Source organism: Shewanella carassii (genome assembly GCF_019670705.1).
GTDB classification, from domain to species: domain Bacteria; phylum Pseudomonadota; class Gammaproteobacteria; order Enterobacterales; family Shewanellaceae; genus Shewanella; species Shewanella carassii.
In genome coordinates this window covers 2,367,445-2,382,052 of sequence record NZ_AP024618.1, presented here as the reverse complement: position 1 = coordinate 2,382,052, position 14,608 = coordinate 2,367,445, and the positions used below count along the sequence as shown (strand labels likewise).

Here is a 14,608-nt window from a genome sequence, read left to right as displayed (position 1 = left end):
CTTTTGAGATGACATATCGCCCCTGAGCCAAAGCATGCCAAAGCTCAAATCGGACAAATAGTGTCTTAAAAAGGGATTAATCCCGCCAAAGCCACTCAAGCCCCTTGCAGAGCCGGGGGCGAACTCCTATGATCCAGCGGTTTTCCATCCCGAGGCCCAAATATGCTTAACTCCCCGCTTAGCGAACATGCCAGTGAGCTGGTCATTGCGATTCTCAATCAGGTACTGACTCAAGGTGCGCCGCTGGACCGTGCCTACTCAAAGCAGTTTGCACCTGAGCGCCTCAAGCCTTGGGAGCAAGCCAGAATTGCTCTGGTCACCGGGGATATTTTGCGCCGTTTAAGTTATTACAGCTTTCTGGCCGATGTTGCACCTGAGCAAATTGAGCGTGAAGGCACCCGGCTCATCAACGCCTGGCATATGGCCAATGGCCTTGAGCCGCCGAAAATGCGCTACGCGCTGCAGATGGACAGTGAACTGCTTGAGCAGCGGATGGCGGAGGCCCAAGCACAGCCTGCGCTGCTCGATGGTTGCCCGCAGTGGCTCGAAGCGCTAGGGAGTGAACAACTGGGGGACAACTGGCCGGCCGAGCGCCACGCCTTGACTCAGGCCCCAAAACGTTATCTGCGCACCAATTTACTTAAGTGCAGCCGGGAAGAACTCAAGGCTCGTCTTGCCAAGGAAGGGGTGGAGACTTGTGAAGTCCCCGAGGTTGCCAGCGCTCTTGAAGTGATTTCCGATTCAGCGCTGTTTCGCACCGAATGCTTCAAGTCGGGCTGGTTCGAGCAGCAGGATGCCGGCTCGCAACATGTCGCCGAAGCCCTTGGGGTTGAACCCGGGATGCGGGTCATTGATGCCTGCGCCGGTGCCGGCGGCAAGACGTTGCACCTGGCCGCCAAAATGCAGGGCAAGGGACGATTACTGGCGATGGATGTCGAGCAGTGGAAGCTGGATAACCTTAAGCAGCGGGCCCGCCGCGCCGGCGCCCACAATGTGGAAACCCGGCTGATTGCATCAAGCAAGACCATCAAACGTTTGAAACTCAGCGCCGACAGAGTACTTTTGGATGTGCCTTGCTCAGGGCTTGGGGTGCTGAAACGCAACCCGGACACCAAATGGCGTGATACCCCTGAGCGCTTGCCGGTGCTGATGGAACTGCAGGAACATATTCTCGGCAGTTACAGCCGCATGGTGAAGGTGGGCGGGATCCTGGTTTACGCTACTTGCTCGATTATGCCGCAGGAAAACGAGCAGCAGGTAGCGCGTTTTCTGAAGCAGCAAAGCCATTTCCGCTTACTCGATGAGGAAACTATCAGCCCGGCCAAAACCGGTTTCGATGGCTTCTATCTGGCAAGAATTGAGCGGATAGCCGAGTAACAATCAGGCCTGTTTGAGTCATATTGACTTAAACAGGCGGTTTCACACCCGCCTCAAAAAGCATCTCAACAAAAAACGCGCCGACCACTCTTACCGGTTTGCCTAGTCTTGCCGCTTTATTCCCCCTGCAGGGTTAACAGCAAGCGGCGCCGACCGCCATTGTCTCTGTGCTCGCCAAGATAGATCCCTTGCCAAGTACCCAGTGCCAGTTGTCCGGCGCTGACAGGCAGCAGCAAACTGGTGCCCAGCAGGCTGGATTTAATATGGGCCGGCATATCATCGGCGCCCTCATAGGTGTGGCGAAAGTAAGGAGTATCTTCGGCCACGGCGTGATTGAACCAAGCCTCAAAATCCTGCCGCACTGTGGGATCGGCGTTTTCGTTGAGCGTCAGCGAGGCAGAGGTATGCAGCAGTTGCAGGTGCAATAAGCCGCAACTGACGTAAGGCATATCATCGAGAGCCTTGGCAATATCATCGCTTATTAAATGAAAACCGCGCCGCTTGGCGTTTAAGGTCAGTTGTTGCTGATGCCACATAGATATTCCTTAATGCGGGTGAGACTGGCCGCCATCTGAAAGCTTGCCATTAGATCACTGCGAATTTAAAAGCGGGCCTCTGATTTTAGGTCAGCGCCCGGCGAAACATTCTATCGTCTTTATGGGGGCGCCCCAAGATGCAAGGCGGTATTTACCCAGCGGACAGCCCATCATTAGCTGAAGAGATAGTGGGCGATTCAATTATCAAGTTTGATAACCAAGCCTGTATCGCGCCATGACCATCTCATTAATGAGAGTGATGAAAGAGGGGGATTAGAGAGAGTGATTGCAGATAAAACACAGATTGTTTGCTAAAATACCGGCCGCGAATTTACCCCTAGAGACCCAGGAGAAATACCCCATGGCCAGAGCTTGCGCCAGACACATTTTGGTTAAAACCCGTGAAGAGGCGGAAAAACTCAAGGCTCGTATCGCCAAAGGGGAAGATTTTGGCAAGCTGGCGAAACAATACTCTCAGTGTCCTTCCAAAAAACGCGGCGGCGATCTCGGAGAGTTTGGCCCAGGGCAGATGGTCAAGGCGTTCGATCAAGTGGTGTTCAAAAAGCCTGTGCTGGAAGTACATGGCCCGGTCAAAACCCAGTTTGGTTTTCATCTGATCCAGACGATTTATCGTAATTAAGCTAAAGCCTGCTGCGGTTTCTGGCAAAGGCTCGATAGCACTGAGCCGGATCGCCGGCCAAAGTTTTACAGGCCGTGACTTCATCTTTCAGGTCGACAAAGTCTTCCAGCAGCTTCTGCAACTGCGTGGGCGGCAGCTGAATTAAATTGATGTCCGGGTACAGACTGAGGCCGCGCTTTATCATGGCGGCTGAGGGAGCGACCCTCAGCACATCAGGATAGCCTAACTGTTTCAGCTGCTTGGCTATCCGGCCATAACCGCATCCAAAGTCCAGTATTCTGGCATCGGGTTTCACCAACAGGCGGAAGCGCTGCACATCGATTTCCAGATTGAAATTGACCTGGTTGGCAATCTTATACCAAAGCGGCGCCGTCATTGCTTATCTTCATCAATAATGGAAACTTTATTGTTGAGGAACAAAGAGTTGGGCACCAGATGCGTCACGCCTTCATCCTTTACCGTAATATAACGCAGGTTGAGATCCACCACAGTCCCCTTGGAGCCGGTAATATCGATTTTATTGCCCAGCTTTATCGGTTTATAGAGCACTATCATAATGCCGGCAATCAAGTTGGATATGGCGTCTTTGAGGGCAAAACCCAGCGCAAACCCGGTGAGCCCGAGTCCGGCAACCAGGGCGCCAACATCAAAGCCCAACTTGGATAAGGCCAAGACGGCACCGATAAATATCAGTACCACGCGCTGGGAGTTGGAGATCAAGCGAAACGATTCGCTGGCCGCCGAGTCAAAGCGGGTCGCCACTTGTTTCAGGAAACGGTCGATAACCAGGCTGACCACCACAAATACGGCAAACACCAGGATTGCCTGCATGACATTTTCATTCATTTTTTGCTCCGAATAACAACTTTTTTTCTTTGTATATCAGGTCTGGCTCGAAAATGCGGGCCATGGCGTGATTAAGTCAACAAGGCGCCACAGGCTAGCCAAACTTGGATCGGGAAACAAGTCGAGCTTATTTTTTAGCCGGTTAACGTCAAGGGGACGGTTTTGTTGTTTAGCTCAAGGTATTGGCCACTAGAGGAGGTTATAAGGGGATACTCTTGTTCAGGAAAGCAACGATGAAAGCTATCTCCGAGGCTAAACGGTATTTGCTGTTGTTTTTGTTCCCATTATTGTTGTTATTGTTGTCCTCGGAGCTGTTGCTTCGGCCCGTTACCAATGTCATAGTTCAAAATCAGTCAGCCATCATGATGAAGTATTTGACCAAGAGAGCACAGGCGATAAACAGCATCATTGAACATCAAGTGTCCCAGTTCCATTTTGATTGCGGTCCAACCGATGCACAACTCTTGAGAGCTCCGGAATACTACAACCGTTATTTTCGGATCATAGGGGTCAAGAATTCTGCCGGGGTAGGCTGCAGTTCACTGGGTATCGATTTCGAACTGCCAGACTTACCTAAAGAACCTCTCACTGGGCAGCAATTTGGTTTGAGTCAAACCAAGGCTATGTATGGGACAGATCAAGAGCTTTTGCTTTATTTCAGACGCGACAACAATCTCGCTTATTGGGTCTTGGATAGCAGTTGGATCCGGGAGCTTATCAGCCTGCCCTGTTCCGATTGTTATTATCTGGAGTTGCAACATCTCGCTCCCGGGCTTGAACAAGTCAGTTTTGAAAGGGGAAATCGGGAGGTTCCCAGAGAGCATCATGTTCACTATCTGTACGTCAAAAATTTAAAACAACAGGTTGAGTTAAGACTGTGGTTTGGGCAAAAGCTACATCAATATGCCTGGAAACAGATATTTGCTTACGGGGTGCCTTCAAGCCTGTTGCTTGGGCTGCTTTTGGTTGCAGGCTATTCATTTTATCTCAATCGGCATTGTTCCCTGGAAAGTATGCTCCGGAAAGGAGTCGTTAATCAGGAGTTTGTTCCTTTCTATCAGCCGATAATGGATGTTCGTCAGGGAAAGTTGGTCGGTTATGAAGTGTTGGTGCGCTGGAAAAAAGACAAGGAGTTTATTTCCCCGGCCGCCTTTATCGAACATGCCGAAAACTGTGGTTTGATCATTCCCATTACCGAATCATTGTTGCAGCAAGTGTTGCAGCATTTGCCCGAATTGGAGTCCAATGCTTGGGTCAGTATCAATCTGGTTGCGGCCCATCTGGAGCGAGGGCATCTCAGTCGCTTATTGGAGCAAAACAACTGGCCCGAACCCGGACGCTTGAAATTTGAAGTCACCGAGCGTTTACCCATTGCCGACATAGAAACGGCCAAACAGGAAATCGCGAAGCTGAGCGCACGTGGCTATGGCTTTACGATTGACGACTTTGGTACCGGATATGGCGGATTCAAGTATATTCAGACCTTGGGGATTGGCAGTATCAAGGTAGACAAGATGTTTACCGACACCATAGGCACCAACGATCTTAAACTGGATGTGCTCAATGCCATCATAGCTTTTGGCCTGGAGTCGGGACTTGAAACCATAGTGGAAGGTGTGGAGACGGCGCAGCAGTTGGCTTACCTCAAGAGTCGGGGGGTCTATCTGGTTCAGGGGTACTACTTTGCTTGCCCTATGCCGGTTGAAGAATTGAAAAACGTCATTTGAACAATGGCAGATAAAGATGTTTTACTTGTTCAGAAGTTATATCGTCCCGTCGTTGTGTAGCGAATAAGGAGCGTTGTGAAGCCCGCAGCCCCCGAACTGGCCAGCGATTATTACCTTGGCAATTTTGAGCTCTTGTTGGAGGGTTGCTCCCGCTACCTGGATATTTTGCCAGACGAACTGACCAAGTTACGTTCGGCATACCTTGGCTGTTCCAAGGTCTCACGGATGTTATTGGTGCGGCTCTTGTCCCGCAAGGGCGAGTGGTTTCGCGCCGATAAGCTTAACTACCCGGAAATAGGAGAGCTTACCCCCGCGATAAGGGGCCTCAAGCTAGCCGGGCTTATCGATACCGCTTCAGTGCCGGAGCCTGAAACCTGGCTCAAAGGAGTCACTCTCACCGAGCTGCGCTCGGCGCTGCTTACATTTCAGCAGCGCCAGGATGATATGGCTGCACTTGGCCAGTTGAATATCGCCCGCAGCTCCAAAGAGACTCTGAAACAGGCCATATTGGCTCTCGAACCTCATTACTTACCGCCGCTGTTAAGCCGATTGAATGCAAGCCTTGACATCGATTGGTTAGCGCTTAAATGCCAACCACTGCTCGACGCCTTGTTGCTACTCTACTTTGGCAATCGCTATCAGGATCTGAGCCAGTTTGTACTTAGCGATCTGGGTTTACAGCGCTTTGAAGTTACTGTGTTGGACAAGGCTCACCGTGCCTATGATAGCCCGGAGCAGCTGGGCACAGCATTGGCATTACGTCTTTTGAGTCAACAGTTAGATGAGTCGCTGCTAGGTAGACAACCGCTGGATATTCCGTTACTGCTTGAGCAAATCAATGCCGTTTCCCCTATGCCCGAGGTTAATCCCTTGCTTGAGCGGCGCCGACAAAAACTACTGACTCTGATAGGCCGCGAAGCCGAAAGACAGGGGCAAACTTCCCTGGCCATCAGTGTCTATTCGCAGTGTGAAGATTGGCTGGCGAGGGAGCGCCTATGCCGCTGCTTGGAAAAACAGGCTCAATGGCAGCCGTTGACGCATGCGCTGCTGCACCTTTGTGAGCTGGCCGCTAATGAAAGCCACTGGCAAATCATTGAGCGCATTGGTAAACGTCTTTTTAAAAAGCGGCCTGTTGGCAAAGGCCTTCCTGGTTTACCGCTGCCGGACGACGACGAGGTGTTAGACTCATTGGCGTTAAGGTTGCAAGCAATTCGCGAAAATATGCTGGCTAAAATAACTGCGCCGCCAGCGATAGCTCTGCAACTCTCTCCCAATGGTGAGCGGGTCGAATCATTGGTGGCAGCGCATTTTGAAGCTCACGGCTATCAAGTATTTTTTCTCGAGAATACTCTGCTCTGTGGCCTCTTTGGCCTGGCCTTTTGGGACATTATTTTTGCGCCCATCAAGGCGGTATTCGATAACCCGTTTCAACGCAGTCCGCGGGACATGTTCACCGAGGCGTTTGTCAGTCGCCGGCAAGAGGCCATAACGGCGCGTCTCGATGAAATCGCTCGGGAGCCCGCTGCGGTTATTTGGCGCCATTTTCAGCAAAAGCAGGGACTGGCAAACGATTGGGTTTACTGGGAAAACCTGCCGCAACAGGTACTAGAGCTGACACTGGCGGCACTTTCCGGGCCGAAACTCGTTCGCGTGTTTCAGCGTATGCTTGGCGATCTCAAACATTACCGCAGTGGTCACCCGGATCTGGTATTGTTTGACCCCCAAGGTCGTATCAGCTGGCTGGAAGTCAAAGGCCCGGGCGATAAGCTGTCCGATCACCAAATATACTGGCTCCACTTCTTGAATGACTTGGTGGGAGCGCAGGTTTGCCATGTCAGTTGGTCACCTTAAACCGTGGGGCTGTGAACTCGGTTCGGGTTGTTCTGTGTTTCAAGGCCGTCTGGTTCCAGGGCGGTTGGCCACCGGGGATCTTTGCTTAACGTGCTGGTGAGACACTGTTTGATGGGCAAAACCTTTCAAAACCTCAGTGTTATTTCGAGTCAGTTTTTCTTGGGGTCGCATTTCGCTTGGAAGTTCAGTTGCTCTCATTGCTTTTAACGGATACTTCCCCTAGGCTGCCAGATTTTGACCTCCAAGATTAAGGATACAGGGATGGCAGTCAAAACCATCTTTTACGCTTCGACCTTGTTATTGATGAGCTCGAGTGCCTGCGCTATTCAAGGCAGTATGACAGAGGAAGATGCCAAACAGTTGGCTGGTGTGTGGCAAGGAACCTTGGGAAAAACGCAAGTCCGCGCCTGCTTCAACGAATATGGTGATTCCGGCAATTATTACTATATCAAGTATCTAAAGCCTATCAGCCTGAAATTTAAGGATGACCATTTCCAGGAGCGTGACGATACCGGTCGCTGGCAAATCACACTTCAAGATGGACAGCTCGAAGGACTTTGGTATTTGGCGCAAGGAGATAAGACCTTGCCTATCAACCTCAGGAGAGTCTCAGCCTTTGATAACGCTACAGACTGTAGCAGCGAAGCCTATAATCTGGCGTTGGAAACCCAACCCAAGCTTAAGCGTGGTGCCTGGCAGAGTTTTAACCATGCCTTGGAGTTTCGGGAACTCACCTATGGTGGCGAAGTGGGGCTTGAATTTCGCGGTCAACAGCTCGGGTTGAACAAAATCAATCACTGGCTTAAGCAGCGTCTCACCAGCCCTGAGTTACTCGAGCATTATTATCAAACCCGCAGAGACTTTCTTGGGCGCATGGGCACGGCATTTAGCGATGAAACGGGTGTAGAGGTCAGCTTTGCTAACGATAACTGGCTTAGTGTCAGATTCTATCGCTGGGCCGCAGGGTATGGCGCCAGCGGAATATCAATTAACTTTACCAATTTTGATCTTAATACGGGGGAGCGGTTTCATCCTTGGCAGTGGTTTTATGATGTTGATCCAGATCAGCAGACAAATCAGCTACCGTCTTTACTGCAGGCCAAGTGGTTCCCAAAGGGCACGGAGGCCGATCCCGAATTTGACTGCGATAGCACAGAATATGGTGCAAAGGGCTATTATCACTTAACCTTGGAAACCCAAAATGGACAAAGTGGTCTTAAGTTCTGGGAGTTTCCTCGCGGTAACGGCTGCGAGCATGAATTCTTTTTACCTTTATCTGACCTGAAGCCTTATATCAATCAAACAGGGCGTCAGCAACTGGGATTAAAATAGTCGAGATTAAATTCATCGGAAGTGAAGTAATTTTGTTTATAAGGCAATTTATTCGATGCTTTGTCAAACATTGGCCAGGCAATGGTCTGGCCGACTTTTCATAGGCGAGCAAATTGTGCTGAGGTTTAACCTCGTGACTCACCTTGACTCTCTTAATCGGGGTAGATAAAAAATAGCATGGGCTGAAGGGAAGCCATTTCATCGAGAACAAGGAGAGTGTGATGCAAGGATTAAAGGGATTTTTGTTGTCTTCTCTGTTGGCATTGCTGGTGGGTTGCAGTTGGGCGGCCTTGGCGGGCATTGTTGGATTACTGCTGTTGCCTTCCATGTTTCCATCCAAGGGTTGGTTGGATCTGACCTATATGTTGGTGGGGGCTATTTTGATGCTACAAGCATTGATCGCCGGATGTTGGGCCGGTTGGTTGAGGGGGAGCGGGGTATTGATTCGGCAAACGGTAACCCAAAATGCCTTTTGGAAGACCAACTTGTCTATTGCCATTGGAATGTTGCTGTTGTTTGCGTTATTGCATTAGTTTTCTGTATCCGGCAAGGGTAAGCTTGGTCATCGAGTGGACCGTTAACACCCGCTTAAAATATCCTTAATCATATTGTTTTTTAATTGTTTGCGGGCTGTGAGTCTACTCACGTTTTGGGTTATCTTCGGCGGCAATAGTCGGCAAAATGGTAAGATCCTCTTTTCCTTATTATTGTCTGTATTGGTGGAGTGCCATGCGTAGTTTATGCTCTTGGAGTTTGGTTCTTTGTCTGTCGTTACTGGCTTCGGGTTGTTCATTGCTTGAGGTGAAATTGGAAAGCGGTATTGAGCCGCTGCCGCAGGAGCAGTTGAGCATGCGGGTATTTACCCGGGAATATGCCAGCAGCTTTTTTGCTGGAGTAGAACAGAGCGCCGATCTGATACTGCAGCGCTCTGATGATCTGCAGATCCAATCCAATGCCCTGATGTGGAAAATTAATGCCGAACAAACACTGGGACAAACCATTTTTCAGGTGTCGCCGGTAGCCGCTATGATAGACACTTGGGCATTTACTGCCCAGATGGCACAGTTTTTTGAGTCCGGTAATGGTAAGGCATTGTTTGGCGAGCAAACGCAACTGGCAGCCAACACCAGTCAACAACTGTTGGCTGATTATGAGCGCCGCATGCAAGGGTTGATGAGTAAAGCCGATTTTACTGCCAATCAGCAGTTTATCCGCGAATATGCCATGGCCCACCCGCTGTTTGATGTTAGTTTTCCGCGGGTCTCCGCGTTTAACGACTGGTTGAGCTTCCGTAAGATCGGCGAGTTTGATGCTGTGACTACCTTCGGCAGTGTGCCTGAGGTGATGAGCGATATGTCCGACCGTATGGCCATGCTGGCGAGCCAAACGCCAAAACTGCTTGGCTGGAAGGCAGAACTGTTTGCCCTTCACTCTAACATCAACTCAAAAGAGGTCCAGCAAACCCTAAAAGACATCAGCGAAACCTCGGCTAAATTTCAGAAGCTGATGAATGAAAGCCCGCAGTTAATGTCTGAGCTGGCAGTGGATCTGCGCCGCGAGCTGACGCCGCTGTTGGCACAATTGGATGCCAGTGCCGAGCGCAATCTGGCGCAACTGTCGGTTGAACGTCTGGCATTGGAAAAAATGGTGGAACGTGAGCGCATTGCGCTGGAACAGATGGTGGATAGAGAGCGCCAGGCCGTGACCAAAGAAGCCGACGCGCTGGTGCAACGTACTGTGACTCAGGTGTTTGAAGAGCTCACTGGCGTGATTAAAAGCCTGATCCTCTATATTGTGCTGTTCTTGCTGGTAGTGTTCTTTGCGCCACTGGGCTTGGGTGTTTGGTTGGGCAAGCGTATCGGCTTGAAACAAGCCAGTATGACGAAGCAATAGTCAGTCAAATGGTGGCAAGTGTCTTATAGTGAGGCGCAGAAGGTAGCGTAAGTTGTATTAGTCGCAAGAGGGTGTTAACGCGCGGCTTAGGACTTCAAACAGATACTTGCCACCACTTTTCAGCCCAACCGTCCGAGGGTATTCGCAGGGCTGGTTACTTATTTCTACAGATCAGCTTAACGTGTGCCTGCAGTTTCTTTAGGGCCCGAGGACTTATTCGCACCTTCCTTAGCTGTATTAGCTCATGTGTAGACTTGATGAAACCATGGGTATTTCGGTTATAGTCTGTTTTAATTAGATGACTTTTTTACCAAACTTATCCATTTTGCAATTGCATTTAGGACAAGTCCAACCACCCCACATCAGTTGACTTATATTTTGGGGTATACGAATTTTCGGCATTATTTCGCCGCATTCTGGGCAGTTGATCTCATGTAAATTTATATCCATTTTAGACTGCTTGTTTTCAGTCATGGTGTTCTCCTTTTAAATTATTTTTGTGTTGATTTTTTGGGAACTGGCATGCCAGCCGTCCTTGTGGTAGCCGCATGTTATAACTGGTTGAATCGCCTTTAAAGTAACCAAGTCATCTTAACAAAACAAGAGGTCTTATCTGCCTGGATAGTTTAACAGTAAGCCGGCACAGGTTTTATTGGCGAGATAGCAGTAGTAAGAAAGGATAGAGGAAAGGGCCAAAGGCATTATTGAAGCGATAGCCCTTGGCCTTAAGTTTTACAAGTGCAGTTCAACACAGATAGCGGCGCCGCTTTGCTTGGGCAGGTTTAATCTGTGATTAACTCGAGTTGCATCAATAGCATATCTTCACCGTCTATGATCCGGGTATCCTGGCTGTGGCAGTGGGGACAGATGACGGTGCGCTCTTCTGGGGTGCTTTGCTGCCGGCATTGGTTGCAGGATAGCGTCAGCGGCGCTATGTCGATATCGAGCACGGCGTCGTGGCAGACACTGTGCTCACGAAAGGTGTTGAAGGCGGTGCGAACCAACTCAGGCTCAACGCCGCTCATGGCGCCTATCTTGATGGCGACCCGGGCAATGCCCTTGGCGCCGTGCTCGGCGGCGAGTTGCTGGCACTGCTCCATCAGGGCACTGACGATAGAGTACTCGTGCATCAACAGATCCTCGGCAACAGCTCGCCCTGTGGCAGATCCAAATAACGGCGACTGCCCCAGGCCGATTCCAGTACCACTTTACCCGGATGTTGTTCGCCTACTTCGCCTATGATGCAGGCCTGATCGCAATGACCGAAGCGGCGCATGATTTCGACCGCGCCTTCGGCGAGTTCGCGGGGCAGGGCGATGACAAAGCTGCCTTCGTTGGCGAGATCCCAGGGCTCAAAACCGTAGAGTTCACAGACGCCGCGTACCTCATCACAGACGGGAATAGCGGTTTCTTTGAGGGTAATGCCCTTGTTAGAGGCCTTGGCCCACTCGTTGAGCACAGCCGACAAGCCGCCGCGGGTGGCGTCACGCATGGCGTGGATCTCCAGATTGGCGGCAATCAGTTGCTCCACCACATTCCAGAGCACGGCGCAGTCTGAGCTGAGTTCAGACTCCAGCTCCAGCCCTTCTCGGGCACTCAGGATGGCGGCGCCGTGACGGCCTATGTCCCGCGAAAGCAAGATGGCATCGCCGCTTTTGAGCGCATGAGCCGAAATGCCCGGCTTGAGAATACGGCCCACCCCTGAGGTGTTGATGAAAATGCCGTCGGCGCAGCCTTTGGGCACTACTTTGGTATCGCCGCAGACGATGCGGGCTCCGCATTGAGACAGGGCATCGGCCATGCTGGCGACTATCTGTTTCAGACGGCTGATTTCAAAGCCTTCCTCTATGATAAAACCACAGCTTAAATATTGCGGCTCGGCGCCCATCATAGCTAAGTCGTTGACTGTGCCGGCAATGGCCAGCTTGCCGATGTCGCCACCTTTGAAGAACAGCGGCGCTACGGTAAATGAGTCTGTGGTAAAGGCGCAATCGCCGCCAAGATGCAAACAGGCGGCGTCTTCTTCGCGTCTGAGAATGGGGTTGTCGAAGGCATCGAAAAACAGCTTGTTGATAAGCTCAGCCATTTCCCGGCCACCGCCGCCATGGCTCAGTTGTACTCGTTTATCGGACATCAGTTTACTCCGGCATATCTGTAATAGGCATTGCAGGCGCCTTCAGAGCTGACCATGCAACTGCCGAGCGGTGTTTGTGGGGTGCAGCCGCGGCCAAATACTTTGCAATCCTTGGGATTGGCCATGCCACGCAGAATATCGCCGCATTGGCAGGCCTTGTGATCGTCTATCTGTTTCACCGGCAAGCGTTCGGCAAAGCGTTGTTCGGCATCCCTGTGACTGTATTCGGGTTTCAGCATCAGTGCCGAGTCGGCAATGGGGCCAAGGCCGCGCCAACGAAAACTGGGGCGTACCTTAAAAAATTGCGCTACCTTTTGCTGCGCCAAGAGATTGCCCTGTTCGCTGACGGCGCGTTGATACTGGTTTTCCAGTTCACAGCGACCGCTGACTTTCTGTTTGACCAGCGCGAGGATGGATTGCATGACATCCACAGGCTCGAAGCCCGAGACCACCACAGGGGTGTGATAACGTTCCACCGCCGGGCGATAGATGCGGGCGCCGCTGATAACGCTGACGTGGGCCGGGCCGATAAAGGCGTTGACCTTGGTCTCGGGGTGGCTCATTACCGCATCTATTGCCGGTGGTACCAGCACATGGTTGATATGAAACAAGAGGTTACTAAGGCCCTTGGCTTCGGCTTGCTCCAGCAGTACCGCCGTCATCGGCGTGGAGGTTTCAAAACCGATGGCAAAGTAGACTATGGTCTTGTCCGGGTTATCGGCGGCGATTTTCAGCGCATCGAGCGGGGCATAGACGGCGCGGATATCATGACCTTCGGCGCGCACCGAGGCGAGCGAACCTTTGGAGCCGGGAACCCGGATCATATCGCCCAGGGTCACCAGTATCACATCATCGAGGCGGGCGAGGGCGGCGGCCTGATCTATCCGCTCTTTGGGCATGACACATACCGGGCAACCCGGGCCATGAATGAAATGGATATTTTCCGGCAGCAGCTGCAGCAGGCCATATTTCATTATGGTGTGGGTGTGGCCGCCGCAGACCTCCATGATATTGAGCGGCTCAGCCAGCTTGGGAGCCAGCGCGGCGATTTCCTCGGCCAGATTACGGATAGTGGCCGGGCAGCGAAAGCCGTCGTACAGCTGCTTGAGTTCAAGCTCTGCCATCTTCCGCCTCCAGTTTGGCCGCTATCTCACGGTACAGCGCCAGGCTCTCGGCGGCAGATTCGGCATCTATCTTGTTCATCACAAAGCCGATATGGATAAGCACATAGTCACCAATGGCAAGCGGTTCATCCAACAGATGGCAGCTCACTGTGCGTTTAACCCCCAGGGTCTCCACGGTAACGCTCTGGCTTTCGGGGTGCAGCTCCACTACCTGGGATGGGATAGACAAACACATCAGCGGGCCTCCTTAGTGCGCTCGGCAAAGGCGGCGAGCTGCTTATCCAGCCACTGGGCGACCCGGGTCAAACTGGCGGGATCTTTGGTAGAGACTTCCAATACCTCGGCCTTGGGGTTGAGCTTACTCACCTGGGCACGGGCCTCGGCGACATCAAAGTCAAAGTAGGGCAGCAGATCGCACTTGGTCAGCAGTACCAGATCGGCGCGGTGGAACATTACAGGATATTTTTCTATCTTGTCGTCGCCCTCGGGGATGGAAACCAGCACAATATTCATGTGGGTGCCAACATCATAGCTGGCCGGACACACCAGGTTGCCGACGTTCTCGACAAAGCAGATATCCATGTTGTCGAGCGCTTGCTGGTGCAGGGCACCGTGCACCATAAAGGCATCCAGGTGGCAGGCGCTGCCGGTTTGGATCTGAATCGCTTCTATACCCTTGGCCTTGAGGCGGTCGGCATCCCGCGAGGTTTCCAGATCGCCTTCAATGACGCAGTACTTTTTGTCTGTATAGGCACCAAGATGCTCCAGCAGGCTGGTTTTGCCACTGCCGGGGCTACTCATGATATTGAAGGCCATCACCTTGTGGGATTCGAAGTGTTCACGGTTGTGCTGGGCTTCGATATCGTTTTTGTCGAGGATCTTGTGGATCACCGACAGTGTCTTGCTGTCGTTCAGCTGTGGGTTGGTGTGTACTGTGCCCTGGCTATGAGAATGGCTGTGAGAGTGCTCATGGGAATGGCCATGAGAGTGACTGTGACCGTGATTGTGATCGTGACTGTGAGAATGACCATGCTCGTGAGAATGATGCCCGCCGTTGCCCCTGGGCAGTGAACATCCGCAATCTTTACACATAATGAACTCCCTTTGGTTCCTTAATCTGAGCATGCGCCGCTTTGGCGGCAGATGCC

General features: G+C 51.7%; 16 protein-coding genes. 7 read left to right on the top strand and 9 right to left on the bottom strand.

Features of this window, described 5'->3' with window-relative positions; translation table 11 throughout:
• Window positions 1-162: 162 nt before the first annotated feature.
• The gene (locus tag K5621_RS10805) at window positions 163-1,377 is read left to right on the top strand and encodes an RsmB/NOP family class I SAM-dependent RNA methyltransferase (protein ID WP_221049234.1); all 1,215 of its coding nucleotides are present in this window, start codon (window positions 163-165) and stop codon (window positions 1,375-1,377) included.
• A gap of 116 nt (window positions 1,378-1,493) precedes the next feature.
• Here K5621_RS10805 and K5621_RS10800 read toward each other — a convergent pair whose 3' ends face one another.
• The gene (locus K5621_RS10800) at window positions 1,494-1,913 is read right to left on the bottom strand and encodes a secondary thiamine-phosphate synthase enzyme YjbQ (protein WP_025010267.1); all 420 of its coding nucleotides are present in this window, start codon (window positions 1,911-1,913) and stop codon (window positions 1,494-1,496) included.
• Window positions 1,914-2,274: 361 nt separating this feature from the next.
• On the opposite strand from K5621_RS10800, the gene K5621_RS10795 reads away from it, so the two are divergent.
• Window positions 2,275-2,553, top strand: coding sequence for a peptidylprolyl isomerase (locus K5621_RS10795; RefSeq protein ID WP_025010268.1), 279 nt, complete (start codon window positions 2,275-2,277; stop codon window positions 2,551-2,553).
• A 1-nt stretch (window position 2,554) separates the two neighbouring features.
• Here the strand turns inward: K5621_RS10795 and K5621_RS10790 are convergent, their stop codons facing one another.
• Window positions 2,555-2,929, bottom strand: a complete 375-nt coding sequence (locus K5621_RS10790) for a class I SAM-dependent methyltransferase (RefSeq protein WP_221049233.1) — start codon at window positions 2,927-2,929, stop codon at window positions 2,555-2,557.
• Window positions 2,926-3,399, bottom strand: a complete 474-nt coding sequence (locus K5621_RS10785; protein WP_221049232.1) for a mechanosensitive ion channel family protein — start codon at window positions 3,397-3,399, stop codon at window positions 2,926-2,928. The genes K5621_RS10790 and K5621_RS10785 overlap by 4 nt, the downstream gene beginning before the upstream one ends.
• Before the next feature lie 233 nt (window positions 3,400-3,632).
• Here K5621_RS10785 and K5621_RS10780 point away from each other — a divergent pair, with 233 nt between their 5' ends.
• The 5 genes from K5621_RS10780 (at window position 3,633) to K5621_RS10760 (ending at window position 10,202) form a co-directional block, all read left to right on the top strand.
• Window positions 3,633-5,126 (top strand): EAL domain-containing protein, encoded by a 1,494-nt coding sequence (locus tag K5621_RS10780; RefSeq protein ID WP_221049231.1) that lies wholly within the window; start codon window positions 3,633-3,635, stop codon window positions 5,124-5,126.
• Between the two features lie 75 nt (window positions 5,127-5,201).
• Window positions 5,202-6,977, top strand: coding sequence for a VRR-NUC domain-containing protein (locus K5621_RS10775; RefSeq protein ID WP_221049230.1), 1,776 nt, complete (start codon window positions 5,202-5,204; stop codon window positions 6,975-6,977).
• A 261-nt stretch (window positions 6,978-7,238) separates the two neighbouring features.
• Window positions 7,239-8,309 (top strand): hypothetical protein, encoded by a 1,071-nt coding sequence (locus K5621_RS10770; protein WP_221049229.1) that lies wholly within the window; start codon window positions 7,239-7,241, stop codon window positions 8,307-8,309.
• Between the two features lie 221 nt (window positions 8,310-8,530).
• The gene (locus tag K5621_RS10765; RefSeq protein WP_221049228.1) at window positions 8,531-8,842 is read left to right on the top strand and encodes a hypothetical protein; all 312 of its coding nucleotides are present in this window, start codon (window positions 8,531-8,533) and stop codon (window positions 8,840-8,842) included.
• Between the two features lie 196 nt (window positions 8,843-9,038).
• Window positions 9,039-10,202 (top strand): chemotaxis protein, encoded by a 1,164-nt coding sequence (locus tag K5621_RS10760; RefSeq protein ID WP_221049227.1) that lies wholly within the window; start codon window positions 9,039-9,041, stop codon window positions 10,200-10,202.
• Window positions 10,203-10,496: 294 nt separating this feature from the next.
• On the opposite strand, the gene K5621_RS10755 is transcribed toward K5621_RS10760, so the two are convergent.
• The 6 genes from K5621_RS10755 to hypB all read right to left on the bottom strand — a co-directional run bounded on the left by K5621_RS10755 (window position 10,497) and on the right by hypB (window position 14,552).
• Complete coding sequence (locus K5621_RS10755) at window positions 10,497-10,676, bottom strand: hypothetical protein (RefSeq protein WP_165565012.1); 180 nt, start codon at window positions 10,674-10,676, stop codon at window positions 10,497-10,499.
• A gap of 308 nt (window positions 10,677-10,984) precedes the next feature.
• A complete protein-coding gene (gene hypA, locus K5621_RS10750) occupies window positions 10,985-11,332 on the bottom strand; it encodes a hydrogenase/urease nickel incorporation protein HypA (RefSeq protein ID WP_071477383.1) in 348 nt (115 codons plus the stop codon).
• Window positions 11,332-12,336 (bottom strand): hydrogenase expression/formation protein HypE, encoded by a 1,005-nt coding sequence (hypE, locus tag K5621_RS10745; RefSeq protein ID WP_221049226.1) that lies wholly within the window; start codon window positions 12,334-12,336, stop codon window positions 11,332-11,334. Before hypE ends, hypA begins: the two co-directional genes overlap by 1 nt.
• Window positions 12,336-13,460 (bottom strand): hydrogenase formation protein HypD, encoded by a 1,125-nt coding sequence (gene hypD, locus K5621_RS10740; protein ID WP_100143770.1) that lies wholly within the window; start codon window positions 13,458-13,460, stop codon window positions 12,336-12,338. Before hypD ends, hypE begins: the two co-directional genes overlap by 1 nt.
• Window positions 13,447-13,695 carry a HypC/HybG/HupF family hydrogenase formation chaperone gene (locus K5621_RS10735; RefSeq protein ID WP_025010286.1) on the bottom strand — a complete coding sequence of 83 codons (249 nt, stop codon included), beginning with the start codon at window positions 13,693-13,695 and terminating at the stop codon, window positions 13,447-13,449. Before K5621_RS10735 ends, hypD begins: the two co-directional genes overlap by 14 nt.
• Window positions 13,695-14,552: a hydrogenase nickel incorporation protein HypB gene (hypB, locus tag K5621_RS10730; RefSeq protein WP_221049225.1), complete on the bottom strand. Its 858-nt coding sequence runs from the start codon at window positions 14,550-14,552 to the stop codon at window positions 13,695-13,697. Before hypB ends, K5621_RS10735 begins: the two co-directional genes overlap by 1 nt.
• Between the last annotated feature and the right edge of the window lie 56 nt (window positions 14,553-14,608).